25 protein-coding genes and 1 pseudogene are annotated in these 25,545 nt (G+C 39.6%); 12 read left to right on the forward strand and 14 right to left on the reverse strand.

What is annotated here, in order from left to right:
- Positions 1–50 precede the first annotated feature (50 nt).
- From I2F62_RS01095 to I2F62_RS01110, 4 genes and pseudogenes are all read right to left on the reverse strand, one after another.
- The gene (locus I2F62_RS01095) at positions 51–1,193 is read right to left on the reverse strand and encodes a ribonuclease D (protein ID WP_324625183.1); all 1,143 of its coding nucleotides are present in this window, start codon (positions 1,191–1,193) and stop codon (positions 51–53) included.
- Positions 1,194–1,390: 197 nt separating this feature from the next.
- On the reverse strand, positions 1,391–1,987 hold the full coding sequence (gene recR / locus I2F62_RS01100; RefSeq protein ID WP_324625184.1) for a recombination mediator RecR: 597 nt from the start codon (positions 1,985–1,987) through the stop codon (positions 1,391–1,393).
- A 13-nt stretch (positions 1,988–2,000) separates the two neighbouring features.
- Positions 2,001–2,336 (reverse strand): annotated as a pseudogene (locus tag I2F62_RS01105) (YbaB/EbfC family nucleoid-associated protein); the annotation flags it as partial.
- Between the two features lie 10 nt (positions 2,337–2,346).
- Positions 2,347–3,534, reverse strand: a complete 1,188-nt coding sequence (locus I2F62_RS01110; protein ID WP_324625185.1) for an O-succinylhomoserine sulfhydrylase — start codon at positions 3,532–3,534, stop codon at positions 2,347–2,349.
- A gap of 404 nt (positions 3,535–3,938) precedes the next feature.
- Between I2F62_RS01110 and I2F62_RS01115 the strand changes: the two genes are divergently transcribed.
- Together I2F62_RS01115 and I2F62_RS01120 are read left to right on the forward strand one after the other, a co-directional pair.
- Positions 3,939–4,205 (forward strand): YARHG domain-containing protein, encoded by a 267-nt coding sequence (locus I2F62_RS01115; RefSeq protein ID WP_324625186.1) that lies wholly within the window; start codon positions 3,939–3,941, stop codon positions 4,203–4,205.
- Between the two features lie 22 nt (positions 4,206–4,227).
- On the forward strand, positions 4,228–4,641 hold the full coding sequence (locus I2F62_RS01120; RefSeq protein WP_324625187.1) for an HIT family protein: 414 nt from the start codon (positions 4,228–4,230) through the stop codon (positions 4,639–4,641).
- 60 nt (positions 4,642–4,701) lie between these two features.
- Here I2F62_RS01120 and I2F62_RS01125 read toward each other — a convergent pair whose 3' ends face one another.
- Both I2F62_RS01125 and I2F62_RS01130 read right to left on the reverse strand, forming a co-directional pair.
- Positions 4,702–5,286: a YidB family protein gene (locus I2F62_RS01125; RefSeq protein WP_324625188.1), complete on the reverse strand. Its 585-nt coding sequence runs from the start codon at positions 5,284–5,286 to the stop codon at positions 4,702–4,704.
- 94 nt (positions 5,287–5,380) lie between these two features.
- On the reverse strand, positions 5,381–5,851 hold the full coding sequence (locus I2F62_RS01130) for a DUF6231 family protein (RefSeq protein WP_324625189.1): 471 nt from the start codon (positions 5,849–5,851) through the stop codon (positions 5,381–5,383).
- Positions 5,852–5,889: 38 nt separating this feature from the next.
- Between I2F62_RS01130 and I2F62_RS01135 the strand changes: the two genes are divergently transcribed.
- A complete protein-coding gene (locus tag I2F62_RS01135) occupies positions 5,890–6,762 on the forward strand; it encodes a DUF2797 domain-containing protein (RefSeq protein WP_324625190.1) in 873 nt (290 codons plus the stop codon).
- Positions 6,763–6,776: 14 nt separating this feature from the next.
- Here I2F62_RS01135 and lpxB read toward each other — a convergent pair whose 3' ends face one another.
- Positions 6,777–7,949 (reverse strand): lipid-A-disaccharide synthase, encoded by a 1,173-nt coding sequence (lpxB, locus tag I2F62_RS01140; RefSeq protein ID WP_324625191.1) that lies wholly within the window; start codon positions 7,947–7,949, stop codon positions 6,777–6,779.
- Between the two features lie 298 nt (positions 7,950–8,247).
- Here lpxB and I2F62_RS01145 point away from each other — a divergent pair, with 298 nt between their 5' ends.
- The 5 genes from I2F62_RS01145 to I2F62_RS01165 all read left to right on the forward strand — a co-directional run bounded on the left by I2F62_RS01145 (position 8,248) and on the right by I2F62_RS01165 (position 15,365).
- Entirely contained in the window at positions 8,248–10,371 is a 2,124-nt protein-coding gene (locus tag I2F62_RS01145) for a TonB-dependent siderophore receptor (RefSeq protein ID WP_324625192.1), read from the forward strand.
- Positions 10,372–10,761: 390 nt separating this feature from the next.
- On the forward strand, positions 10,762–12,312 hold the full coding sequence (locus tag I2F62_RS01150) for a PepSY-associated TM helix domain-containing protein (RefSeq protein ID WP_324625193.1): 1,551 nt from the start codon (positions 10,762–10,764) through the stop codon (positions 12,310–12,312).
- A 393-nt stretch (positions 12,313–12,705) separates the two neighbouring features.
- Positions 12,706–13,581, forward strand: a complete 876-nt coding sequence (locus I2F62_RS01155) for a sulfite exporter TauE/SafE family protein (protein WP_324625194.1) — start codon at positions 12,706–12,708, stop codon at positions 13,579–13,581.
- A 117-nt stretch (positions 13,582–13,698) separates the two neighbouring features.
- The gene (locus I2F62_RS01160; protein WP_324625195.1) at positions 13,699–14,790 is read left to right on the forward strand and encodes a 3-deoxy-7-phosphoheptulonate synthase; all 1,092 of its coding nucleotides are present in this window, start codon (positions 13,699–13,701) and stop codon (positions 14,788–14,790) included.
- A gap of 50 nt (positions 14,791–14,840) precedes the next feature.
- Complete coding sequence (locus tag I2F62_RS01165) at positions 14,841–15,365, forward strand: protein tyrosine phosphatase family protein (RefSeq protein ID WP_324625196.1); 525 nt, start codon at positions 14,841–14,843, stop codon at positions 15,363–15,365.
- Here I2F62_RS01165 and ispF read toward each other — a convergent pair.
- Positions 15,362–15,844: a 2-C-methyl-D-erythritol 2,4-cyclodiphosphate synthase gene (ispF, locus tag I2F62_RS01170; protein ID WP_324625197.1), complete on the reverse strand. Its 483-nt coding sequence runs from the start codon at positions 15,842–15,844 to the stop codon at positions 15,362–15,364. The genes I2F62_RS01165 and ispF overlap by 4 nt on opposite strands.
- A 99-nt stretch (positions 15,845–15,943) precedes the next feature.
- Between ispF and I2F62_RS01175 the strand changes: the two genes are divergently transcribed.
- Complete coding sequence (locus tag I2F62_RS01175; protein WP_324625198.1) at positions 15,944–16,603, forward strand: A1S_1983 family putative colistin resistance protein; 660 nt, start codon at positions 15,944–15,946, stop codon at positions 16,601–16,603.
- Positions 16,604–16,623: 20 nt separating this feature from the next.
- Here I2F62_RS01175 and ispD read toward each other — a convergent pair whose 3' ends face one another.
- The 5 genes from ispD to I2F62_RS01200 are packed head-to-tail and all read right to left on the reverse strand — an operon-like array spanning position 16,624 to position 21,575.
- Positions 16,624–17,337: a 2-C-methyl-D-erythritol 4-phosphate cytidylyltransferase gene (ispD, locus tag I2F62_RS01180; protein WP_324625199.1), complete on the reverse strand. Its 714-nt coding sequence runs from the start codon at positions 17,335–17,337 to the stop codon at positions 16,624–16,626.
- Positions 17,312–17,710, reverse strand: a complete 399-nt coding sequence (locus I2F62_RS01185) for a septum formation initiator family protein (RefSeq protein WP_324625200.1) — start codon at positions 17,708–17,710, stop codon at positions 17,312–17,314. The genes ispD and I2F62_RS01185 overlap by 26 nt, the downstream gene beginning before the upstream one ends.
- A gap of 5 nt (positions 17,711–17,715) precedes the next feature.
- Entirely contained in the window at positions 17,716–19,005 is a 1,290-nt protein-coding gene (gene eno, locus I2F62_RS01190; protein ID WP_324625201.1) for a phosphopyruvate hydratase, read from the reverse strand.
- A gap of 44 nt (positions 19,006–19,049) precedes the next feature.
- A complete protein-coding gene (gene kdsA, locus I2F62_RS01195; protein WP_324625202.1) occupies positions 19,050–19,907 on the reverse strand; it encodes a 3-deoxy-8-phosphooctulonate synthase in 858 nt (285 codons plus the stop codon).
- Between the two features lie 27 nt (positions 19,908–19,934).
- Positions 19,935–21,575: a CTP synthase gene (locus tag I2F62_RS01200; RefSeq protein WP_324625203.1), complete on the reverse strand. Its 1,641-nt coding sequence runs from the start codon at positions 21,573–21,575 to the stop codon at positions 19,935–19,937.
- Between the two features lie 228 nt (positions 21,576–21,803).
- Between I2F62_RS01200 and I2F62_RS01205 the strand changes: the two genes are divergently transcribed.
- On the forward strand, positions 21,804–22,280 hold the full coding sequence (locus I2F62_RS01205) for a hypothetical protein (RefSeq protein WP_324625204.1): 477 nt from the start codon (positions 21,804–21,806) through the stop codon (positions 22,278–22,280).
- 67 nt (positions 22,281–22,347) lie between these two features.
- Here the strand turns inward: I2F62_RS01205 and I2F62_RS01210 are convergent, their stop codons facing one another.
- Positions 22,348–24,375 (reverse strand): NADPH-dependent 2,4-dienoyl-CoA reductase, encoded by a 2,028-nt coding sequence (locus I2F62_RS01210; RefSeq protein ID WP_324625205.1) that lies wholly within the window; start codon positions 24,373–24,375, stop codon positions 22,348–22,350.
- Between the two features lie 172 nt (positions 24,376–24,547).
- Between I2F62_RS01210 and I2F62_RS01215 the strand changes: the two genes are divergently transcribed.
- Both I2F62_RS01215 and I2F62_RS01220 read left to right on the forward strand, forming a co-directional pair.
- Positions 24,548–25,096 carry a PadR family transcriptional regulator gene (locus I2F62_RS01215; RefSeq protein ID WP_324625206.1) on the forward strand — a complete coding sequence of 183 codons (549 nt, stop codon included), beginning with the start codon at positions 24,548–24,550 and terminating at the stop codon, positions 25,094–25,096.
- A 148-nt stretch (positions 25,097–25,244) separates the two neighbouring features.
- On the forward strand, positions 25,245–25,523 hold the full coding sequence (locus I2F62_RS01220; RefSeq protein ID WP_324625207.1) for a hypothetical protein: 279 nt from the start codon (positions 25,245–25,247) through the stop codon (positions 25,521–25,523).
- Positions 25,524–25,545 lie beyond the last annotated feature (22 nt).

Here is a 25,545-nt window from a genome sequence, read left to right on the forward strand (position 1 = left end):
GACTTCATTGACGCATCAGTCGTGCTTTTATTGTATAGGAAAATGAGGCGTTAAGGGGCGACTTTCATTTGTTGTCTTAAATTGGTGATATCATTTTGCAGAATATCGAGTAATGGCCGTGTTAAAAGCTCATAGCGCCAACCGGTTAAATAAGGTGAAAAATCATATTCAGGTTTTTGAAAAACCACATGATGATATAGCTCATTTAACCATTTTTTACGCATGAGAATATCTTTTGGAATATCTAGGTTTTGCGCAACGCCATGAATGTGCATTTCAACACGCTGGGCAATGTCAGGCGTGACCATTTTTACAGGTCGCGACATGCTTAGCGGCCAAGCATCTTTTTCTGGTAAAAATTTAAGTAAATCTAAAATAGTTTTACCATATTCGCGAATAATATTCGGGCGTATCTGTTTAATGGTTGAAAGCTGAAAATGATTTTTTGGATTTTTTTCAACCAAATCAATCATGGTGGCATTTTTTAAAATAAAACTGCGCGGCACGTTCAAGACTTTAATTAATTGCTCTCGCCAAGCAGCCAACTGCTGTAATTGCATGAGCTGACGGCGTGAATGACGATAATTTCCGACATCTAAATATAAACATTCAACAGGCGTTTCTTGTGCAATTTCTTGGGTCAAACTCACACAATCTTCTAAGACAAAGCCAAGCAATTGCTTTTGATTTAGCTGTTGCTGCAATTGATCGGACAATTGTTGTAAATAAATCACATCGTTGGCGGCATAACATAATTGTTTGTCACTTAACGGACGCGCCAACCAATCTGAACGGGTTTGGTCTTTCTCAATTTCAATATTTAAAACACTTTTTAACGCATTTTGGTAACTGACTTGCAAACCATGCCCTAAAAATGACATTGCAATTTGCGTATCGAAGACATTATTTAATTCAGCAACTTTTGCATAATGATAAATTAAATCAATATCTTCGCTGCAAGCATGGAAAACATTTTGCTTTGCGCTACAAATTTTTTCCCAGAATGGATTTAAATCCAGACGTGCGCCATCGAGCAGATACACCTGATTGGCGACATTAATTTGAAACACGCCCAGTTTCGGCCAAAAGGTATCGACCTTAATGAATTCACTATCCAGCGCATAAACAGCACTTTGATTCATGATATCCAAAACGTGGTTCAGTTGTTGTTGCTCTTGGATAAATTGATACATGTTTGGACGAAATGCTCGATGCCATGAATTAAATCAAACACATCAACATATTTTTAATAAACAATTAAATATGTTAATGCAGAAAACATAAAAAATAATACGTTTAAATTATCTATCAAAAACAAAGTTTTTGACATCTTTAAATTGTCTTTTCGAACATTCGGCCATCAAGCTGATATTTTTTGTACAATGGCGCGTTATTTGAGTTGCATTCGATTATGTACAGCCTGACTTAAGGTATGACTGTCGACATATTCGAGTTCACCGCCTTGTGGCACGCCTTGTGCAATTCGCGTCATTCGAAGCGATAAATGCTTACACGACTCTAATAAATAATGCGCAGTGGCTTGCCCTTCAACGGTTGCATTGGTCGCAATAATCACTTCTTGAATGATATTTTGACTTAAACGCTCAACCAATGCAGGAATGCCAATTTCGTCAGGGCCAATTCCATCTAGCGGCGATAAATGCCCACCCAAGACATGATATTTGCCTTTAAAACTGCCACTGTGCTCAATCGCCATGACATCGGCTGGGGATTCAACCACACACAACACTTGTTCATCGCGCTCATGCGATGCACAAATTTCACAAATATCATGTTCTGTAAGTGAGTTACAAACCTGACATGCATGAATATAGCTGGCTGCTTCATTTAAAGCTTGTGCTAAAAATACTGCACCTTCACGGTTTTTCATCACCAAATGCAGTGCCATGCGCTGAGCCGATTTTGGCCCAACGCTAGGCAAAACACGCAATGCTTGTACCAGTTCTTCAAAACGTTGACTAAACACGCAATAATTACTCTTAGAATAAACCCGAAAGGCCGGCTGGTAAGCCTGAACCAGCATTGGCAGCTTTCATGGTGTCTTCAGTAATTGTTTCAGCTTGACGTGCTGCATCATTCATTGCGGCAGCAATCAAATCTTCAATCATATCCGCATCGTCTTGTAACAATTCAGGATTAATTTCAATACGTTTCACCACATGACGGCAAGTCATGGTTACTTTAACCAATCCACCACCTGCTTCTGCATGCACTTCAGTTTCTGCAAGTTGAGCTTTGGCCTTTTTAATATTGGCTTCCATATCTTTTTGCATACGCTGCGCTTGTTGCATCAACATATTAATGTTCATTTCGCATCTCCCAAATTTAAATCAGATCAAGTCCGCGTGAAAGGTCTGCGATAATATCATGGATATCCTCTAGACCAACAGAAACACGGATTAATCCTTCACGAATTCCTGCTGCAAGCTTCGCTTCTGGCGATAATTTACCATGTGTGGTGGTTGCAGGATGGGTAATGGTCGATTTTGCATCGCCTAAATTCCCTGTAATGGAAATAAATTGTGTGCTGTCGATGACTTTCCATGCAGCATCTCGCCCACCTTTAACTTCAAATGAAACAATACCACCAAAGCCCAACTGCTGTTTTTTGGCAAGTTCATGTCCGGCATGTTCAGGCAATCCGGCATAGTAAACTTGTTCAACTTTTTCGTGCTTACTTAACCATTCAGCCAAAATTTGTGCATTTTGTGAATGGGCATTCATTCTTAAACGTAAAGTTTCTAAGCCTTTTAAGAACACCCACGCATTAAATGGACTCATTGACGGTCCAAGCGTACGCACCACACCAAAGACTTCTTCAAGGAGTTGATGCCCACCAACCACCGCCCCGCCCAAAGTTCGTCCTTGGCCATCAATATATTTGGTTGCTGAATACACCACTAAGTCCGCACCTAACTGTAATGGCTTTTGTAAAATGGGGGTGCACAGCGTGTTATCTACCGCAAGTAAGGCATTATTGGCATGGGCAATTTCAGCCAACGCGGGAATATCAGCAATTACCGCCAACGGGTTCGACGGCGATTCTATAAATAAAAGCTTTGTTTCAGGACGAATTAAGGCTTTCCATGCAGATAAATCGGTTAAATCAACAAAATCGACCGCCACACCAAACTTTGCAATATAACGTTCAAACAAACCCACGGTTGAACCAAAAACGTCACGCGAGCAAATAACATGATCGCCGGCTTTTAAATACGCCATTGCAATCGCTAAAATTGCGCCCATGCCCGAACCGGTTGCAACAGCACGTTCTGCACCTTCAAAAGCGGCTAAACGCTTTTCAAACATCGCCACGGTTGGATTAGTAAAGCGCGAATAAATATTGCCCGGCTCTTTGCCTTGAAATTTATTGGCCGCTTCTTCTGCATTTTTATAGACAAATGAAGACGTTAAAAAAATTGGCTCGTCATGCTCGCCTTCAAAAGTTCGTGTATGCCCTGAACGTATAGCTAAAGTATCTTGTTGGTACTGCACATCATCATGTTGACTCATTATAGTCTCAAATTTTACAAAAAAAATTTGCTAACATTTTGAGCACTTATTACTATTCAGGTCAAGCGATAATCTAGCGTTACAGGCGAATAGTTAAACAATAATTTGAAATTAAATTTCTTTAATATAAATCAATATAAGCTTATGAAAAATAATGATAATAACTTTATTGTGCGATGCGTCAAATAAAAAACAATACGCTTACTGATGATTTAATGCGCTGCTGGCCAAATTTGAATAAATCGAAGCAATGATTCATCAAACCACAAACGGCATTTACAGTAATAATGTATGAATTATGAAGTAAAATTACATTAGATTAAGTTTAAGCGATTGCATTTTAATGTTGCAGTCGTCATATTAGAAATGTGTACAAGACATATCGTGTTACACATGAGGATAATATGAAAACATTTCTAACGCTTAGTTTTGCTGCGTTCACTGGTTTTATCGGCCTATCTAGCGCCTATGCGGCCACTGCTGAATGCCAGAAACTCGAAGACGACCATAACCTAATTTATGCAGCAAAAGGTTATTGTTTTAGTGACGAGGCTGCCAAAGCAAAATACGGCAACCAAAACTGTTTTACCACTAAACCTAAATTTTCAGATAAAGAACAACAACGCCTAGACCAAATTAAGGCGCGTCAGAAAGAGTTAAACTGTAAATAAGTTTAATCTTAAGGATTTTTAAATGGCATATGATGACCAAAATATTTTTGCAAAAATTTTACGCAATGAAATTCCTGCAATAAAAGTTTATGAAGATGAGCGTGTTCTTGCGTTTATGGATATCATGCCACAGGCAGAAGGTCACACTTTGGTGATTCCGAAAGCCCAAGCAGTGACTTTGCTTGACCTGAACGCTGAAGATGCAGCTTATACCATTCAAGTGGTACAAAAAGTGGCTCGTGCCATTGAAAAAGCGCTCGATGCAAAAGGCATTGTACTTATGCAACTTTCGGGTGAAGCAGCCGGACAAACTGTTCCGCATGTTCACTTCCATTTAGTTCCAAGCTCCATTCAGGCTATGCGTAATCACGCGGCCGAAATGGGCGATATGGAAAAAATTAAAGCCAATGCTGAAAAAATTAAAGCAGCTTTATAAGTTTTCAATTTCCATGTCGTAAAAAAACCGGATCATTGATCCGGTTTTTTATCGCTTAAATTATTTAAAAAATTGCGATGCAATATTTAAAACATTTTGAATATCTGTGTTGGCAGCTTCAGTGTCTGAGTGCTCGCCTTTTGGAGTTAAGTGGTCAATTACTTGTGGAATAACACTGGCAATAGCCGCATAAATATCTTGCGGTTGGCTTTGAGTTTGTTCCGCAACGTTTTGAATGTCTTGATCGTTAAATAAAGACTGAACTTGGTCTGGACTCACATTGGTTTGATTGCTTTGATTTGGGTCAACCCAACTTTGAACTTGGTCTGCTAAACCACTGGTACGCAATTTATCTAACGCACCATTTAAACCACCTTGTTGCTGAATCCAATTCAAAATTAAAGGAAGCACCGCAACCAATAATGAAGAGGCATTCCCACCTGCACTATTATTTCCTGTAAATTGACCTAAAATTGAACCGAGGATACCACCTGCACCTGACGAAGTTTGATTTTGTGATTGGCCACCCAGCTGCCCAAGCACACCACCTAAAATTCCACCTAATCCACCAGAACTGTTGTTATTTTGCTGGCCTGAAAGCGCTTGTGCTGCAAGCTGTTCTACAAGTTTTGTTAAATCTGACATGCTCAATCTCTCTGTGTGGTATGTTTTAGTCTGTAACTAATATAGCCTTAAAAACAGCGTCAAAATGTTTCTGTTTGGTATCGGTATTCTCATATTACCATCTAAATTTATTCCAATTTTCAGGATTGGCCCAGAACTTAGAATTGAACCAATCTGGCACATGCTTATAGGTTAAAATATTAAATTGCCATAAGCTTAAATCGGCCTTGGGTTGCGTTTGATCTAACATTTTGGTTAATCCCAACGCGCGCATTAATTGCGTGTCGGACTGCAAACAAACCACAACCAACCGTTTTGCAAATAAATCTCGCAACTTCACCAACATTTGGGTTTTGTGTTGTTGTGGCAAAGCGGCAATTTCTTCTAGATCTAAAAACACAACGGCTAGGTCGTAGCGCTGTGTAAAAGGCAGACTTAGCAGTTCAGATACGCTAAAATGTTGCCAATGAATGGTTTGTGCTGAATCGTATTGTGCAAGATTTTGACCCATACATAATGCTGTTTGAATCGGCTGCTCCCGACATAAATCGTCTAGCATAGAAGTAATGACATTATGTTTTGCCATGAAACCGCACCTTTAAAATTGTAAGTGAGAAATTTTATATGGAATTACAAGGCATCTGCCATAAAATGCATGCCAGTTTAGCCAATAGTAGTGTAACTGAACACAATACCCAAAAGGCAAATGTTGAGTACCAATTTATTTTAGATGAAACAAAGATTGAACTGCCTTTCCAACTGGGTCAAGAAGTAGAAATTGAATGGGCTGGGCAAATTTATTGTGTTTCGTGTGGGAGTAAAACCCCTAAGTCGTATTCTCAAGGTCACTGTTTTAAATGCTTTAAGACCAAAGCTGCATGTGATATGTGCATTATGAAGCCTGAAACGTGCCACTATCATTTAGGTACTTGCCGCGAAGAAAGCTTTGCCCAAAATATTTGTTTTCAGCCACACATTGTGTATTTGGCCAATTCGAGCGCGCTGAAAGTCGGCATTACCCGCCTCGGACAAATGCCAACACGCTGGCTTGACCAAGGTGCAACGCAAGCGCTTCCCATTATGAAAGTCGGTTCACGCAGACTTTCAGGACAACTCGAAATTATGTTTGGCGAACAAGTGGCGGATAAAACCGATTGGCGAAAACTACTAAAAGGTGAAGCAGAACCACTTAATTTGGTTGAATTCAGAGAACAACTTTTCACTGAGTTTTCCACTAAAATTCAAAAAATTCGTGATGAATTTAGCCAAAATTTAGATTTTTCAGAAGGCATTGAATTGCTTGACCATGAACAAATGCGTGAATTTGTTTACCCTGTTGATTTTTATCCAGAGAAAATTAAATCTCATAATTTAGATAAAACCCCAACCATTCGCGGCAAGCTGCAAGGCATTAAAGGGCAATATCTTCTTATGGATTCAGGGGTAATTAATATCCGTAAATATACAGGTTATCAAATTACCCTCAGAGCGGAATAAGCAAACAATACGGCTTACTCAAGTAATCCTAAAATGGCATGTACAGGATCTTGAGTATCGCCCGAAATGAGTTGTTTATGCATGGAAACATGCTGCAAAGTCTGCAACTGCGCTTGCTCGGTGTTCATTAATTTTTCAATTTCAGCTGCCAATAATTCAGGTGATGCTTGTTGTTGAATTAATTCAGCAATGACTTTTTTACCTGCAATAATGTTTGGCAGCGAATAATAAGGAATTTTCACCAAGAATTTCACAATTTGGTAGGTTAACCAATGCAGCTTATAAAAAGTGACCATAGGGCGATGCAATAACATTGCCTCTAAAGTTGCCGTCCCCGATGCCAAAGCCACAATGTCACTGGCTTGCATCACCATGCGACCAATTTTAGACTCGGTATATTGGTTTTCCAATATATGAACTTTGTGCTGAAAACTTGCAGGATAGCCTTGTAAAATTTGCGCAATTTGCTGCTGCCGTTGTGCATTAATTGCAGGCACCAAAAACTGATAATTTGGATATTTTTTTGCCAGAATTTCCCCTGCTGAAAATACCAACGGCGCAAGTCGCTCAACCTCACTGCGGCGACTGCCCGGCAACAAGGCAATATATTGCCCCGCTTCATTTAAATTTAATGCTTGTCTTGCCTGTAAGACATTGTGCTGTAACGGTAATTGCTTCGCCAGCGGATGCCCAACAAAAATTGCAGGGACTTGGTATTTTTGATAAAACGCTTTTTCAAAAGGAAATAAGCACATCACCAAATCAATATTTTGTTTAATGCCATAGACCCGTTTTTGTCGCCACGCCCAAACCGATGGACTGACATACTGCACAGTTTTAATTGGGAGTTGTTGTTGCTTAATTTTTTTTGACACTCTTAAATTAAAATCGGGGGCATCAATACCAATAAAAATATCGACAGGCTGTTTGGTCCAGCGCTCAATGAGTCCATCTCTGACTGCAAATAATTGTTTTAAGTCTTTTAAAACTTCAACAATACCCATTACCGCTAGCGTTTCCATAGGATATAAACTGTTAAAGCCAGCAGCAATCATTTGCGGGCCGCCAATCCCTTCGAACTCGACATCTATGCCTAAATCGTGAAAACGTTGCATGAGTTCAGCGCCTAAGGTATCTCCTGAAACCTCGCCCACAACAATGCCTATTTTTAATTTACGATTTTGCAAAAGAATGCCCTGTACTAATCAACGACTTATGCTCGCTATAATAAAACAGTTCGAGATTTTCACAAAAGAATTTCAACCCAGTCGATGCGCAGATCATTTTCATTAAGCTTATTTTTAATCAATACAAAAATTACATAAAAAAATTTAATCAATAAATTACTGATAAACCTCTTATTTTATAAATTCTTCTCATTTTAAACTCTTCAATTTCAATCATGTTGTTGCAGATTCTTATTGGAAAAATTATCAAATAATAATAGTATCGCGAATCGTTTACATTTGTATTAAGGTTCACTCAATGCGATATCATCTTTCTGCCCTGTCTTTTGCTGTACTTAGTATTATGGGAAGCACCACATCCTATGCCAATGACACAGATGGACAGCCAACTTTAGCCACCATTACAGTCAAAGCAGATACAGCACCAAGTTCAGATAGTACAAAAACGTATACGATTAAAAACAGTCAAAGTGCCACCAAACTCAATATTGATGCCAAAGAAACTCCACAAACCTTAAATGTGGTCACGCGGCAACAAATGGATGATTTCTCTTTGCACACCACGCGCGATATTTTGAACAATACCCCCGGCGTTACTGTTACAGGGTTAGAAACCAACCGTACAACCTATACTGCGCGAGGCTTTAATATCTCTAATATTTTGGTTGATGGCGTAGGATTCCCACAATTAGATGGCTATGATTATTGGAATTATGATCCTGATAGTTATTTTTATGATCGCGTAGAAGTGGTTAAAGGTGCGGATGCTTTAACCAACGCATTGGGATCTCCAGGTGCGACTATCAATTACGTTCGTAAACGCCCAACCAAAGAATTCCAAGCCAATGCCGGCATCAGTTATGGTTCTTGGAATACACAACGCTATGAAGCGGATATTTCAGGTTCACTCACCCAAGATGGCCGTGTTCGTGGGCGACTGGTTGGTTTTGAAAAAACAGGCAATTCATATTTAGACAGTAATTCTGAAGAAAAAAATGGTATTCAAGGTATTTTAGAAGCAGATTTAACCGATGCAACTACGGCTTCAATCGGATACTCAAAGATGCATCAATATACTAATGGTGCACAATGGGGCTCTAATCCATTATTAAAAAATGGGGGTGCGTTCAGCTTTGCAAGTCATTACAACTATGCACCCTCTTGGACGTATTATGATTATGATATTGACAATTATTTTGCAAATATTGAACAAAAACTTGGTGATAATTGGAAGTTAAAGCTCAGTTACGACGATAAGCGCTTTTTAAATACCAATAAAATGCTTTACATCAACACTGCAAATAATATCGATTATTTATATCCTTCAATTTACAATCAAAAAATTACCAATAAAAATGCCAACATCAATGTAGATGGAAAATTTGATTTATTTGGAAGAACACATGACATTGTGATGGGTTATAATTGGGCACAATATAAAGAAAAATTCTCAAACTCTGTTTCACCAGAAATGCTTGAATATCTTAAAGATTATGATGTTACTCATTTGATTCCAACATCTATCCAACCTAGTACCAATTATGCAGAACCTACGTGGTATCAAATTAATGATTGGACAGCGAATGGCGCATCAACTTTAAAAACAACTTATGCAACTACTCGTTTGAATATAAACGATAAACTTAAAACCATTTTAGGCGCAAGCTATAATCAACTTGACTATACAGCATACCAAGGCGCAGAAAAATATACTAAAAATAAGTTAACCCCTTATGTGGGACTAACATATAATTTTTCACCAAATTATACCGCCTACCTCAGCTATACCTCTATTTTTTTACCTAATGGTTCAAAACTTAATACTTCGTACAAAACAATTGGACCGAAAGAAGGTAAAAGCTATGAACTTGGTTTAAAAACAAGTTGGTTCAATGACCGACTTACTGGGTCATTTGCTGTATTTAAAACAACCCAAAATAACTACACCGTTGATAGCGGAAAATTGTTAGGCTCGGTATCTTTATTCAATGTATATAATGTTGAATCTCAAGGTATTGAAGCGAATCTTGCGGGACAAGTGTCTGACAATCTTGACCTAAGTGTTGGATATACCAAATATGCGCTGAAAAGTCGTCTAGATGGCACAGATCCGAATCCTAATTTACCGAAACAATCATTCAATCTTTTAGCAACCTACACCATTCCACAAATACCGAAACTGAAAATTGGTGCAGGGCTAAAATGGCAAGACAAAATTACCGATACAAGCTATAGCACGGTAAAACAAAGTGCATATACCTTGTTAAGTGCCATGGCAAGCTATGAAGTAAATGATCATATTGCACTACAAGTTAATGGCAATAATTTAACCAACAAAAAGTATTTAACAGGATTGTCGGGGGGTCAAGGTTATTACGGTGCACCAGCCAACTATAATGTTGCTGTGAAATTTAAATACTAAGTGCTGTGTTTACAGCATTATTCAATTGTTTTAATGATTGCTTGTTGCATCTTTATGCGCAATAAGCAATCATATTGCGAATAATTATTATTTGTATTTAAGAGGTGCGCGATGCTCTCCTATCGTCTACAAGTTTTTTATCGATTAATACTTGTGCTATTTGTTGGGTATGCCTGTACTGCTTTACTCACATCGACCCTATCAATCGCATTACAACCGTGGTTTCAAAAACCCGATGCTGTGTATTTAGCAGCAATGATCGCTATTTTATTTTATCTCTGTTTTTTCATTATTGGGTTTTGTGTCAATTCTCTTAAAAAGCTGAGTTTATACAGCATCTTAATTGGAGTGGTTTTGTATGCCGCTTACTTTGTCATAGGCTAAACTGTCATGCAAAAATCTATTCGCCAATCGATGGCATGGTTACATTCTTGGGTCGGTCTTCTATTGGGTTGGCTGTTGTTTAGCATTTTTTTATTTGGAACGCTTTCTTATTACAAAAACCAAATTACTCATTGGATGCAGCCCCAATGGCAAAATAGCGAGATTTCTCAACAAAAAGCCACTGTCTCGGCATGGAATTATCTACAAAAAAATGCCTCCGATGCGCAAAATTGGTATATTTACCCCGCCCGTCCAGAACAGCCCTTTAACCAGATTTACTGGCAAAAAGCCGACAATAGTTATGAATCTAAAAGCTTAGACTATAAAACAGGATTAGACGTTAAAAATATCACTGAAGGCGGCGATTTTTTTTATAACTTTCATTTTCAGCTGTATGCCATTCCCATTGTGTTGGGGCGGATCATTACCAGTATTGCCGCATTTTTAATGTTAATCGCACTTATTTCAGGGATTATTACCCATAAAAAAATTTTTACTGACTTTTTCACGCTACGAACATTTAAGTCGCAACGCTCATGGCTCGATTTTCACAATGTCGTTTCAGTCATTGCGCTGCCCTTTTTTTTAACCATTACCTTTACCGGATTGGCAATTTTTTTCTATATTTATTTACCTTATGGACTGCAAAAAAACTACCCCGATAATTCACGGCAGTTTTTCCAAGAGATTGCAGAGAAACCGATTAAAACCGCGCAGCCGCCACTTGCCGCAGCGCCGATGATATCTTTAGCACAATTACAGCATATTGTTCAGCAACAGTGGCCAGACAATCCAGAGATTGAAAACATCCGCGTAAAAAAACCAAATACAACACAAGCCGAAATTACGATAAAACAAACCAAAGATGAAAGTATTACAATCAATAGCCCCCAACTGAGTTTAATGGGAAGCAATGGAACGCTGCTTGAAAATACCAGACGCGAAACCCCAATTAGTTCTTTATATGCGGGTGTTTATGGTTTACATATGGCGTTATTTGCACAGCCGCTGCTGCGTTTTGCATTATTTTTTAGCGGACTGTTAGGTTGTTTTATGATTGCATCTGGCATGCTGCTTTGGAGTTTAAAAAGACAGCTGCAAAACAAACAATCTAAATTTCATTTTGGCCATTATTTGGTCGATCGACTAAATATCAGTACCTGTGTTGGACTCCCCATTGCAACCTTAGTTTATTTCTATGCGAATCGCTTATGGACGATTTCCCAACCAACGAATTATGAAGTGGCGTGTTTCTTTTCAGCATGGCTCATCAGCCTAGTTTTGGCTTTATTAACCCCCAAAGAAAAACTTTGGCAAAGCCAATTAATCATTTTTATTGTTTTAGCAAGCTGCTTACCGTTTTTAAATATGTTCGTATTATACAAACAAGGTTGGGTTCAATCGGTGCAAGATTACCTGCATTATGTGCCTTTTGACGCATTTTTATGGGCATTTTCAGCCTTGGCCATTTTCATCTATTTGAAAATCAAACCGATTCAACAGCAAGCTCGACAAAAAATCGTGCAAAAAATACAACAGAAACAGAGGCAAACATAATGCTAATGATGATTCTAATCTGCATTTTTTTGGTCTTTTTTTGCGCCTACCTCATCAGCGATAAAAAAAAGTCCCAGCGTCATTATGCAATGTTTCAATTCTTAAGCCAGCGACCAAGGTTATGCCGTGGCTTAAGTATCGTTTTTTATTTGATTTCAACGGCTTTACTTAGCCAGTATTATCGCTTTTCAGTCGGGTTTATCAGCTTTTGGGTATTTGCAAGCCCTGTGATTTTTATTTTTATTTTATGTTCCAACCAATTAAGCTCAAAAAAACAGAAATGATTCCTATTTGCTTTTTATTTTTTGGAATAAGCAAATCATTTTTTATGACTGTTATTTTTAATAAAAGCTCATAACATATGCCCAGATTAAAAATAATGGCATATCAAAAATGGTTGATGCAATTCAATTTATCCTTGCGGGTGTACTGGTTGGGTTCTGTGTTGGAATTACAGGTGTAGGTGGCGGTTCGCTCATGACCCCAATGCTCATTGGTTTATTTAAAATAGAACCGCACATTGCCATTGGCACGGACTTGCTTTATGCCTCTATTTCTAAATTCTGCGGTTCGATGGTGCATGCAAAAAAACTCAATATTGTTTGGCCTTTGGTTTTTTGGCTATCGGTGGGAAGTATACCGGCATCGTTTGGAACGCATTGGGTACTTGAACACTATTTAAGCCAATCGAACGAATACAAAAAAGTCTTGACGATTGTGCTTGGCTTCATGCTTACGCTAACGGGTATTTCAATTGTTTTTAGAGCGCAAATTGAAAAATTCTTTAGCCGTTTTCGTTCACAACAAATTGAAAGCGAGCAAATTTCTTTTACAACCAACCGTGTGCTTTACATCATTATTATGGGGATTGTGCTAGGGGTATTCGTCACTCTTTCTTCTGTGGGTGCAGGTGCGTTTGGTGTAATGGCTCTGATTTTACTGTTCCCGAATTTACCCATGATTCGTATTATTGGCTCGGACGTGGCACATGCAGTATTACTGACCTTCGTTGCAGGCATGGCACACATGAGTTCGGGTAACGTAGACTTTCAGCTATTGACCTATCTTCTGATTGGCTCGATTCCATCAATTATTATTGGCACATTAATCAGCTCTAAAATGCCTGAACGCATGATTCGTAAAGTTTTGGGGATTACCTTATTTTTACTCGGTATTAACTTTATTATGCATCCGGTCAAAGAAAAGCCAAAGCCAACTTCAGCAACAGCAGCAATGGTTCAAAGCCCAACAGCAACAACACAAAAATAACTTTGGTCTAATCTGCACATTTCCGCAGGCAATTTTTTTCAATATAGCACCCTGATTTATTAAAGCGTGCTATATTGAACAAATATATCGCAATTGTATTTTCTATCAGTGACGGCAATGAATCCTTTACAGTCCAATTCTATTACCTCTACCGATATTGATGACATCAATATTCAAAGCATTCAACCACTGGTTACACCAGCCCAATTAAAAGCTGAGCTTCCATTATCTGAAACTGCCTATCAATCCGTTTTTAATGGACGTGAAACGATTCGTAAAATTTTAGATGGTGAAGACAAACGCCTTTTTGTGGTGATTGGACCATGTTCTATTCATGACATTAAAGCTGCGCATGAATATGCAGACCGCTTAAAAGTGTTAAGTGAGCAAGTCAAAGATACACTGTATATTGTTATGCGCGTGTATTTTGAAAAACCACGTACCACGGTTGGTTGGAAAGGACTGATTAACGACCCAGATATGAATGACTCATTTAATATCGAAAAAGGTCTACGTCTTGGTCGTAAGTTGCTGCTTGAATTAAATGAAAAAGGTTTGCCATGTGCAACTGAAGCACTCGACCCGAACTCGCCACAATATTTACAAGATTTAATTGCTTGGTCGGCAATTGGCGCACGTACAACCGAAAGCCAAACACACCGTGAAATGTCTTCAGGTTTATCTTCTCCTGTCGGTTTTAAAAACGGAACTGATGGCGGCTTAACCGTTGCAACCAATGCCATGCAAGCGGTGAAACATGGCCATAGCTTCTTAGGTTTAAGCGATGAAGGTCAGGTTTCTGTTATTCGTACCAGTGGTAACCCTTATGCACACGTGGTTTTACGTGGCGGCAATGGCAAACCAAACTACGATGCAACCTCTGTTGCAGATGCAGAAAATGCCTTAGCCAAAGCTAAAGTTAGCAATAAAATTATGATTGATGCCAGTCATGCCAATTCAAATAAAGATCCGTACTTACAACCTCTTGTACTCAAAAATGTAACTGAGCAAATTTTAGATGGCAATAAGTCGATTGTTGGACTAATGGTGGAAAGTCATCTTAAAGGCGGTCGTCAAGATATTCCTGATAATTTATGTGATTTAGAATACGGTAAGTCGGTTACCGATGGGTGTATCGATTGGGAAACCACCGAAAAAACCCTTCTAGAGATGCATGAAGCGCTTAAAGATGTCTTATCTCGTCGTTAAATTATTTCTATACGCCATCATTTGATGGCGTTTTTTATGAATGTCCTATTATGAATACTTTAGAACAAACACTGAGTAAAACATTAAACTTTCAATTTATTCATCAGCACTTATTTACGTCGGGTCAACCCACAGCAAAGCAGCTTGAGCATATTAAAGAATATGGTGTAAATACCATTATTAATATTGCACTCACTGACGCAAGCAATGCGCTCGCCAACGAAGACCGGATTTGCCTCGAACTGGGTTTAAATTATATTCAATTGCCGATTCATTGGGAATTGCCAGATCCCGAGCAAGCATTGCTGGTGTTAGATATGCTCAATTCTTTAACGCATGAGCATACCGTATGGCTACATTGTGCAAAGAATTATCGGGTGAGCGCGTTAATGTATTTGTATCGCCAGCACTATATGGATATGGACTTACCGTCTTCACAGGCGCTCATGCATCAAATTTGGACACCCAACGATACATGGACGGGACTGATTCATAATGTAGACTTGCAACTCAAGGGGCGACGTGCAACCCAAGAGTTACAACATTCATTAATGCAAACCAGCCACTTTGCTTAAACCGCACCAAGTAACACGGTTGCTGTCGCTAAGATACCCTCTTGGCGACCTGTAAAACCTAATTTTTCAGTCGTGGTGGCTTTTACACTAATCTGATCGACATCAACCGCTAAAACATCGGCAATGCTTTGACGCATTTGTAAATTATATTGTGCTAATTTTGGTCTTTCGCAGGCAACGGTAATATCGGCATTATTTAAGCAGTAGCCGCGATCTAAAATTAGTTGATAAACATGTTTAAGTAACACACGACTATCTGCGCCTTTAAACTCTGGGTCTGTGTCCGGAAAGTGTTGTCCAATATCGCCTAATGCCAAAGCCCCTAAAAGCGCATCACTTAATGCATGTAAAATCACATCGCCATCTGAATGTGCTTTTAAACCATGGCTGTGTGGGATACATACCCCTGCCAAAGTTACAAAATCACCTGGTTCAAATGCATGAACATCTATTCCTTGTCCAATTCTCATTTTAAGCATGCATGGTTCTCTCATATAAATCACACTGAATAACTTGTGTTTGCGGTTACGGATTCGCTATAGTAGCGCTAGCACTAAAGAGTAAAAGTATACGCGATCATGTCTTTGAAGTTTGCGCTGAATTTTCATAAAACATGCTTATCTATCTTCGGTTGTGGCTTTGTGTTACTACCGATAAGTGGACATGCTCAAAATTTAGATTGCATGTTCAAAGTGAAACAGCATCTGCTGTGCAGTGCAAATAATTTGGCCACACGCCAACAGTTAAATCAATTGCTTTTTACCACCTACATGACCAGCAATGCACCAACTCCACTCATTCACACCACACAAAATTTATGGCGAAAACGGGTTGAGCAATGCAAAAGTAAATCTTGTGTTGAACGACAATTTGAACTGCGTAATGAAGATTTAAATACTTACAATTCAATTAATCAGAATTTAACCCAACATTTTATTCAGTATCGGCAAGGGTATTTGGCAAAGCCGACTGCATATTTACAAATTCATCAGTTAGATCAAAACAGAATTAAAATTGAAGGCATTGCCTATCGTAATCCAAACAACAGTCAGGCCAGACAAAGCATTAATTTTCTAGCGTATCGTAATCAAGCACAAAAAAATGAAATCACCAACAACGAAACCGGTTGTAAATATGCCTTTAATTATCAAAAAGCCATTTTAACGGTCACGTTGCTCCAAAACCAAGCTTATAAATATTGCGACCGTTTTGTAGGAATTTACAAACTATACGATTAATCTGCATCTAGGCTTAAAATTTATTCAGTTTTTTGTTGTGCGGTAATAATTAATTCTGCCAAATTTAAATCTTCGGGATAGGTAATTTTAATATTATCCGCACGTCCCATCACCACAGCCACTGGCTGCCCTGCCCATTCTAAAGCACTTGCTTCATCTGTAATTGTCACATTTGCAATTAAGGCCTGTTCAATGGCTTGTTTTAGCCGGCCAATTTTTGCAATTTGCGGGGTTTGGGCTTGCCACAAATGAGAACGATCAACCGTGGTTTCAATCTGCTGCTGATGTGCCTTTTTTAAGGTATCACGCACAGGCGTGGCTAAAATGGCATGTGTTTGCTGGGTCACAGCGTAATCGACCAATGCCTCTAAACTCTGTGCAGTTACACATGGGCGTGCAGCATCATGTACCAAAACATAATCATCTGGGTGAGCGATCAACGATAAATATTTTAAAGCATTCAGCACCGAATCAACGCGCTCTGCACCACCTTCACAAAAATGCGCACGTTCGGAATGGCTGAGCGACAAGGTGTTCAGCACCGTATCGTCTGAGCGCACTGCTAACACATAGCCTTGTAGTGGTAAATGGTTTAAGCGTTCAACACTGTGTTCTAACACAGTTTGGTTGAACAATGTTTGATATTGTTTTAATTCAGTCGCTGAAAAACGATGCCCTGAACCTGCTGCGGGAATAATTGCCCAAAGTTTAGTGGAGGTCAGGGCTGTCTTCATCTTCGTTATTTCTTAAATCTTTTTTGCCTTCTGGGTCGACATAGGTCGATTGATATTGTGTCGAGATGGTACTCATTTGCACAAAAGTTTCATGGGGTTTAATTAAACCCAAATCTAAACGCGCATGTTCTTCAATGGCTTCAGCACCATTTTTTAAGTCATAGACCTCTGCGCCTAAAATACGATTTCGCTCTTTTAATTCTTGATTCACATCGCTTTGTTGCTGGATTTGTTGCATTAAACGCTGATGGTCGTAATATCCACCTTCGCTATACCAGAACATATATTGGAAGCCTGCGATCAAAACGATCGCAAGCACCAAAATAACGCGACTTGAAAAAGAATCAAAAACTTCTTTTACATAGGTCAACATAAAGCTTAATTCAAACCTTTAAATTCGGCTTTACCACGGTAAATTGCTTGCGTCATTTCTTCAATACGTAGCAATTGGTTATATTTTGCAACACGGTCTGAACGACACAACGAACCAGTTTTGATTTGTCCTGCTGCGGTACCCACAGCTAAATCGGCAATGGTTGAGTCTTCTGTTTCACCAGAACGATGCGAAATAACAGTGCTATAACCATTCGCTTTGGCTAAATAGATGGCATCTAAAGTTTCAGTCAGTGTGCCAATTTGATTGTATTTAATCAAAATTGAGTTAGCAACGTGCTCATCAATCCCGCGTTGTAAAATTTTTGGATTGGTTACGAATAAATCGTCACCGACCAATTGAATTTTATCGCCTAAAATTGAAGTTAAGTAGCTCCAACCTTCCCAATCTGACTCATCTAAGCCATCTTCAATCGAGATAATTGGATATTGCTTCACTAAACCTGCCAAATAATCGGCAAACTGATTGCTTGTGAAAGCTTTGTTGCCTTCGCCTGCCAAAACGTACTGACCATTTTTATAAAATTCAGAAGATGCGCAGTCTAATGCCAACATAATGTCTGAACCAGCTTTATAGCCCGTTTGTTCAATCGCTTGCAAAATAACGGTAATGGCTTCTTCGTTTGAACGTAAGTTCGGTGCAAAACCACCTTCGTCTCCCACTGCGGTATTTAAACCTTGTTTTTTCAACACAGATTTTAATGCGTGGAAAATTTCTGTGCCTGCGCGTAAGCTTTCTGCAAAAGATGAAAAGCCGACAGGTTCAATCATAAATTCTTGAATATCAACGGTGTTATCTGCATGTGCACCACCGTTTAAAATATTCATCATTGGCACTGGCATAGACAAAGTGGTTTGTCCACGTAAGTTGGCAATGTATTGAAACAGAGGAAGTCCTTGTTCAATTGAAGCAGCACGCGCTGCTGCAAGAGAAACAGCCAAAGTTGCATTTGCACCTAATTTTCCTTTGTTCTCAGTTCCATCCAAGGCAATCATTTTGTCATCAAGCGCTTTTTGCTCGAAAACATTTTGACCCAGTAATAAACCACGAATATCTTGATTCACATTGTGTACAGCTTGACGTACACCTTTACCAAGATAACGGCTTTTATCACCATCACGCAATTCTAATGCTTCGCGTGAACCTGTTGAAGCGCCCGATGGTGCACAAGAACGCCCCATCACACCTGACTCTAAAATAACATCTGCTTCAATGGTTGGGTTACCACGAGAATCCAAAATTTCGCGCGCACGAATGTCAACGATTTGGCTCATGAACTATTCCTCTGTTAAGTAATTAAACTAATGCGGTCATTGCATTAGTGTGTGTCCAACGTATTAAATCCTTTTACCAAGGTGTCAAGTTCTTTCAATTGCGCCAAGAATGGCTCAAGTTGTGAAAGACGCAAGGCACATGGCCCATCACATTTTGCAATATCGGGGTTTGGATGTGCTTCAAGGAATAGACCCGCTAAACCTGTCGCCATACCCGCACGCGCCAATGTTGTAATTTGCGCACGACGTCCACCGGCAGAGTCTTCACGACCACCAGGGGTTTGTAGTGCATGGGTTACGTCAAAAAAGACTGGCACATTCAGTGCTTTCATGGTGTCAAAACCAAGCATGTCCACCACAAGGTTGTTATAACCAAACGATGTACCACGCTCACATAAAATCAGCCGATCATTACCTGCTTCAAGGCATTTATTCATGATATGGCCCATTTCACGTGGTGAAAGGAATTGTGCTTTTTTAATATTAATAATCGCTTTGGTTTTAGCCATTGCTTCGACTAAATCCGTTTGGCGACTTAAAAATGCAGGAAGTTGGATAATATCGGCAACTTCAGCCACAGCCTCAGCTTGAAAAGGTTCATGTACATCGGTAATGATGGGTACATTTAACTTATTTTTAATTTCGCCTAGCCATTCAATGCCTTTTTCAAGTCCTGGACCTCGAAAAGAATCCAAGCTTGAACGGTTGGCTTTATCGAAACTGGCCTTAAACACGTAAGGAATTTCTAAACGTTTACAAATTTCGATATAGCTTTCTGCAATTTCAAAGGCTAAATCTTTAGATTCAAGTACATTCATGCCGCCGAATAGTACAAATGGCAAATGATTTGCCATTTGTATATCGCCTAAACGTACAATTTCCTGTGCTTTTAATTGTGACATTTAAACTATCCTAAGTTGCTTTTGCGATTATTTCGCCTTTTGGTACTGTTTTTTTGCAGCATCAATAAAACCTGCAAATAATGGGTGACCATCACGTGGAGAACTTGTAAATTCAGGATGGAACTGTACCGCAATAAACCAAGGATGTGCAGGAATTTCAACCGTTTCAACAAGATGTTGAACCGATGAATAACCTGAAATTTTCATGCCAGCTTCTTCAAGTGGCGCGATAAAACGATCATTCATTTCGTAACGATGACGATGACGTTCTGTAATTTCAGCTTTACCATACATTTCGCGGGTTTTGGTGTCTGCAACCAATTCAGATTTTTGTGCGCCTAAACGCATGGTGCCACCTAAATCAGACTCAACACTACGTTGCTGTAATTCACCGCGCTCATCTAACCATTCAGTGATTAAACCAATCAATGGGTATTTTGTAGAGCGATTGAATTCAGTTGAGGTTGCTTCAGGCATACCTGCCACATTGCGCGCATATTCAATCACGGCAAGCTGCATACCCAAACAAATACCCAAGAATGGAATGTGGTTTTCACGCGCAAATTGAATCGCTTTCATTTTGCCTTCAGTACCACGTTCACCAAAACCACCTGGAACCAAAATTGCATCTGCATCTTTTAACGTTGCAGCAACATCTAACGATTCAAGTTGTTCTGCATCTACATAATCGATTTGAACTTTAACGCGGTTTTGAATACCCGCATGCTCAAGCGCTTCATTGACAGATTTATAAGCATCTGGCAATTCAACATATTTACCCACCATCGCCACACGAACGGTATGTTCAGGGTTCAATAATGCTTCACACACTTGATCCCAATCGCTTAAATCGGCTTCAGGTAAATCATTGAAACCAAAACGTTCGCAGATTAAATCATCAACGTTTTGTTCAGAAAACTTGCGTGGAATTTCATAGATGGTTTTTGCATCTTGACACACCACAACCGCGCGCGCTTCAACGTTGGTAAACAACGCAATTTTACGCTTGGTGTCGGCATCGACATCGTGTTCAGTACGGCAAATTAAGATATCTGGCTGAATACCAATCGACAAAAGCTCTTTTACAGAATGCTGTGTCGGCTTAGTTTTAAGCTCGCCTGCCGATTTAATATATGGCAACAAAGTCAAGTGCATAAGCATGCTACGTTTATGACCAAGTTCAACCAAAAGCTGACGTACCGATTCCATAAATGGTAACGATTCGATATCACCCACTGTGCCGCCAATTTCAACAATAGCAACGTCATAGCCTTCGCCTGCGCGAAGAACACGTTCTTTGATGTTGTCGGTAATATGTGGGATGACTTGAACTGTTCCACCTAGATAGTCACCACGACGTTCTTTGTTTAACACGTCTTGGTAAACACGGCCACTGGTGAAGTTGTTCAATTTGGTCATTTTGGCACGGCGTAAGAAACGCTCGTAATAACCTAAATCTAGATCTGTTTCAGCACCATCTTCGGTAACAAAAACTTCACCATGTTGGAATGGGCTCATTGTGCCTGGATCGACATTAATATATGGATCCATTTTAACCATGGTCACTTTTAAACCACGAGCTTCTAAAAGTGCAGCAACTGAAGCAGCTGAAATACCTTTACCGAGTGATGATACAACACCACCAGTAACGAAAATAAAATGGGTCATTCGGTTTCTCGTACAATCAAGCCTAAATTAGGCATGCAATGCTGGACAATTTTACTTTACTATGCCCCCATAAAGCAAAGGCAATCCGCATCTAATCATCTAACAATTAATAATCGAATATTTTAACATCGTTTTTAACTAAATTTCGTCACACAACTGAACATTTTTAATTTCATTTTTATTGCTATAATAGATTCCATCTCTAATCCATCTAAAATGTTTTAAACGATGAATAAAAAACTTCTTATCTGTGGTGCAATTGTCGCTGGCCTTGTTTTGGTTGCGTGTTCAAAAAAAGAAAATGCATCAGAACCTCAAGAGCAACAAGCACAATCTGAACAGACAGCGCAAAATGCTGCTTCTGAACAATTCCATCCATTAAACAACAATGAGCAGACTGCGCCTGTGGCAACACCTGCGCCTGAACCAAAAGTTGAAGTTGAGCACCAAGAAACCAACAACACCACAACTGAAATTCGCCGTGAAACGCGTCCTGCTCAACCTGCAGCAACTGACGATAGCGATGCTCACGCAGCAACAGAGACACCAGTCAAAGATAAAACCCCTGCCAAAGATCCATCAGATGATACTCCAGTAAAAGCGGCTAAATCAGATGCACCGAAAAAATCATCTTCTGGCAAATTATCTGAAGATGATGCAGTGGCTGCAGCCATTGCCGCAGCAACACCTGCACTAAAAAATTAATTCAATCAATACACAAAAAAAGCATCCTCATTGGATGCTTTTTTATTTTACGCTTAAACCCTTCTATTTAAATCTGCGCTGCCAATTCAGCCCCCTGACGAATCGCGCGTTTCGCATCTAACTCACCTGCTTCTTTGGCACCACCAATTAAATGTACCGACTGCCCATGTTGTTGCAATTGGTCATACATGGCTGTATATGAGTTTTGCCCTGCACACACCACCACATGGTCAACCGCTAAAACCTTGGCTTCGCCATTAATGCTAATGTGTAGCCCTGAATCATCAATTTTGTCGTAACTCACGCCAGAGAACATTTGTACGTTTTTATGTTTGAGTTCGGTGCGGTGAATCCAGCCCGTTGTTTTACCCAAATTTGCACCGACCGCTGTATTTTTACGCTGTAATAAATAAATTTGACGTTCACTGGCGGTGGTCTGAGCCTCTTTTAAGCCACCAGCTTGTGCATATTCAGTATCAATACCCCAAGTGTTGTAAAATTTTTCTGGGTCAAGGCTGGCACTCACACCATTTTGTGTTAAATATTCTGCGGTATCGAAACCAATACCACCTGCACCAATAATTGCAACGCGCTGGCCCACCTCTATTTTATGTTTCAGTACATCTAAATAGCTGACCACATTAGCCCGATCTGCACCTTCTATATCTAAAGCGCGTGGGACAACCCCAGTTGCCACAACTATTTCATCAAAATTTTGCTGCATTAACTCATCAAAACTCACTTGATGGTTCAACCTAAGGGAAATGTGATTCGGCAATAATTCAATTTTGCGCTGAAAATAACGCAGTGTTTCATAAAATTCTTCTTTGCCCGGAATTTGCTTAGCAATATTAAACTGCCCGCCAATTTGCCCACTGGCCTCGAATACAGTCACATAATGCCCACGCTCGGCAGCGTGTACCGCAAAACTTAAACCCGCAGGCCCCGCCCCCACTACGGCGATATTCTTTTTGGTTGCGGCATCGGTAAAAATCAGCTCCGTTTCACGACACGCACGAGGATTAACCAAGCAAGAGGCTGTTTTCATGGCAAAGATATGATCTAAACATGCTTGGTTACAGCCAATACAGGTGTTAATTTCATCGGAACGACCTTGCTCTGCTTTGAGTGCAAATTCGGGGTCGGCAAGCATGGGACGCGCCATTGAAATCATATCGGCTTGCCCTGCCGCTAAAACATGCTCTGCCATTTCTGGGGTATTGATTCGATTTGATGTCACCAGCGGAATATTCACCAAACCTTTCAGTTTTTCTGTGACCCAAGTAAATGCCGCTCGTGGTACTTGTGTGGCAATGGTTGGAATACGCGCTTCATGCCAACCAATACCCGTATTTAAGATGGTTGCACCCGCCTTTTCAATGGCTTTGGCCAATTGCACCACTTCGTCAAAGGTTGAACCACCATCGACTAAATCGAGCATGGAAATACGATAAATAATAATAAAATTGTCGCCCACGCTTTGACGCACGCGCTTAATAATTTCTACCGGAAAACGAATCCGATTTTCATAGCTTCCGCCCCATTCATCATCACGATGATTGGTTCTTGAAACAATAAACTCGTTAATTAAATAACCTTCCGAACCCATAATCTCTACACCATCGTATCCGGCAAATTGGGCTAACTTGGCACAATTCACAAAATCATCGATAGTTTGTTGCACTTCTGCGCTGCTTAAGGCGTGAGGTTTAACCGGATTAATCGGCGCTTGAATTGCAGAGGGTGCAACAATTTCAGCCTGATACGAATAGCGTCCCGTATGTAAAATTTGCATGGCAATTTTACCGCCGGCTTCGTGCACAGCTTGGGTAATCACTTTGTGATGTTCAGCTTCTTCTAAAGTGTCTACTTTTGAACCACCCGTAAAAGTTACACCGGCATCATTGGGAGAAATTCCGCCCGTTACAATTAATCCGACACCGCCTTTGGCGCGTGCTGAATAAAAGGCAGCCATGCGCTCGTATCCTTGCGGCGCTTCTTCTAAGCCAACATGCATAGAACCCATAATTATTCTATTTTTAAGGGTAGTAAAACCCAAATTTAAGGGTGCAAATAAATGCGGATAATTAGCCATTTATAACTCCTTTTCGCTAGCGTCTTGCTTGCATTATTCTTTATGCAATTTATTGCATTCATTTATATTCGAAGCTATGCTCATTATGCAACTTTTTGCATAACCTCGACAGTCACGTTCTGCGTGGTTTTAATATCATCCAACCTTTCGACCTTTTGGATAATTAGGCTTTATGTCTTTAGCGCATGTTTTGTTGACCTCACTGTTAGAACAGCCCAGTACCGGATTCGAACTTGCTCGGCGCTTTGATCATTCGATGGGCTATTTTTGGCAAGCGAGCCATCAACAAATTTATCGTGAATTAAGCCTTATGCTGAAAAAGTCGTGGATTTCAATTCATCCAGAATCGGCTTCATCCAGAAGTAAAACCTATCAGGTGGAACAACAAGGTCGAATTGAACTGACCCAATGGTTAAGCCAACACAGCAGTCCAGCGCAAGTGCGAGAGGAACTGATGGTTAGACTCCGTGCCGAAGCACAATTGGGCAGCAATGCTATTTTCCCAGAACTTAAACGACATTTAGCTGCACATCAAAAAACCTTAGCACTGTATCAAAATATTTTTGAAAAAGACTTTGTAACCGAAAATGACCAAGACCGCACACTGTTCATTCATAAAATGATTTTAGAATTAGGCATGCGTATAGAACAAGAATGGATTGACTGGCTTGAAGCTTTTATTCCCGCGTTACAACAACGTTCAAATGTGACGGAGCAGTAATGGCATTGTATCGGATGTCGGATGGTGAAGATTTAGTTAATAAAGGTAAATAGAGAGCAAGAACTTGGGCAATTAAAGATCAAGAAGTACTGATTAGAGGCTAAACTCCATCTAACGTATATAAAATTATAAACTGAGGTAATTAATTATGAAATTTGAAGAGTTTAATGAACTGATAGATACGCTTTCAGAGGAGGAAGAATATGAAAAGGTTGATACAATTTTAGATGAAAAAATAAGTAAAATTGTAAAACTAGAACCGAATGAGGTTAAAAAATATTTAGAACTTTATGCATCGTTAGCAGGAGATGCTGAATCTTTAGATAGATTTGATAGATTATTTAATAAAGCAGTCTTAATGGGAAAAGTTATGGAATCTGAATTTAGAAAATATGAAGCATCATCACCATCTAATCGATGGTTGTAATCGTAACGGCTTTGCTGCATAA

Origin of the sequence: Acinetobacter sp. MD2(2019), assembly GCF_035615615.1 — a bacterium.
In the GTDB taxonomy this organism is placed as follows: Bacteria; Pseudomonadota; Gammaproteobacteria; order Pseudomonadales; family Moraxellaceae; genus Acinetobacter.

Bases quoted from the DNA above. Each gene is read 5' to 3' on its own strand.
- I2F62_RS01205 (WP_324625204.1), top strand. From the start codon at position 21,804: ATGAATAAAAAACTTCTTATCTGTGGTGCAATTGTCGCTGGCCTTGTT.
- ispF (WP_324625197.1), bottom strand. From the start codon at position 15,844: ATGCTTAAAATGAGAATTGGACAAGGAATAGATGTTCATGCATTTGAA.
- I2F62_RS01200 (WP_324625203.1), bottom strand. From the start codon at position 21,575: ATGACCCATTTTATTTTCGTTACTGGTGGTGTTGTATCATCACTCGGT.
- I2F62_RS01165 (WP_324625196.1), top strand. From the start codon at position 14,841: ATGAATACTTTAGAACAAACACTGAGTAAAACATTAAACTTTCAATTT.
- I2F62_RS01220 (WP_324625207.1), top strand. From the start codon at position 25,245: ATGAAATTTGAAGAGTTTAATGAACTGATAGATACGCTTTCAGAGGAG.
- I2F62_RS01110 (WP_324625185.1), bottom strand. From the start codon at position 3,534: ATGAGTCAACATGATGATGTGCAGTACCAACAAGATACTTTAGCTATA.
- I2F62_RS01160 (WP_324625195.1), top strand. From the start codon at position 13,699: ATGAATCCTTTACAGTCCAATTCTATTACCTCTACCGATATTGATGAC.
- I2F62_RS01215 (WP_324625206.1), top strand. From the start codon at position 24,548: ATGTCTTTAGCGCATGTTTTGTTGACCTCACTGTTAGAACAGCCCAGT.
- I2F62_RS01150 (WP_324625193.1), top strand. From the start codon at position 10,762: ATGCAAAAATCTATTCGCCAATCGATGGCATGGTTACATTCTTGGGTC.
- I2F62_RS01175 (WP_324625198.1), top strand. From the start codon at position 15,944: ATGTCTTTGAAGTTTGCGCTGAATTTTCATAAAACATGCTTATCTATC.
- eno (WP_324625201.1), bottom strand. From the start codon at position 19,005: ATGAGCCAAATCGTTGACATTCGTGCGCGCGAAATTTTGGATTCTCGT.
- I2F62_RS01120 (WP_324625187.1), top strand. From the start codon at position 4,228: ATGGCATATGATGACCAAAATATTTTTGCAAAAATTTTACGCAATGAA.
- I2F62_RS01115 (WP_324625186.1), top strand. From the start codon at position 3,939: ATGAAAACATTTCTAACGCTTAGTTTTGCTGCGTTCACTGGTTTTATC.
- I2F62_RS01185 (WP_324625200.1), bottom strand. From the start codon at position 17,710: ATGTTGACCTATGTAAAAGAAGTTTTTGATTCTTTTTCAAGTCGCGTT.
- I2F62_RS01210 (WP_324625205.1), bottom strand. From the start codon at position 24,375: ATGGCTAATTATCCGCATTTATTTGCACCCTTAAATTTGGGTTTTACT.
- I2F62_RS01145 (WP_324625192.1), top strand. From the start codon at position 8,248: ATGCGATATCATCTTTCTGCCCTGTCTTTTGCTGTACTTAGTATTATG.
- ispD (WP_324625199.1), bottom strand. From the start codon at position 17,337: ATGAAGACAGCCCTGACCTCCACTAAACTTTGGGCAATTATTCCCGCA.
- I2F62_RS01155 (WP_324625194.1), top strand. From the start codon at position 12,706: ATGGTTGATGCAATTCAATTTATCCTTGCGGGTGTACTGGTTGGGTTC.
- I2F62_RS01135 (WP_324625190.1), top strand. From the start codon at position 5,890: ATGGAATTACAAGGCATCTGCCATAAAATGCATGCCAGTTTAGCCAAT.
- I2F62_RS01130 (WP_324625189.1), bottom strand. From the start codon at position 5,851: ATGGCAAAACATAATGTCATTACTTCTATGCTAGACGATTTATGTCGG.
- kdsA (WP_324625202.1), bottom strand. From the start codon at position 19,907: ATGTCACAATTAAAAGCACAGGAAATTGTACGTTTAGGCGATATACAA.
- I2F62_RS01125 (WP_324625188.1), bottom strand. From the start codon at position 5,286: ATGTCAGATTTAACAAAACTTGTAGAACAGCTTGCAGCACAAGCGCTT.
- I2F62_RS01095 (WP_324625183.1), bottom strand. From the start codon at position 1,193: ATGTATCAATTTATCCAAGAGCAACAACAACTGAACCACGTTTTGGAT.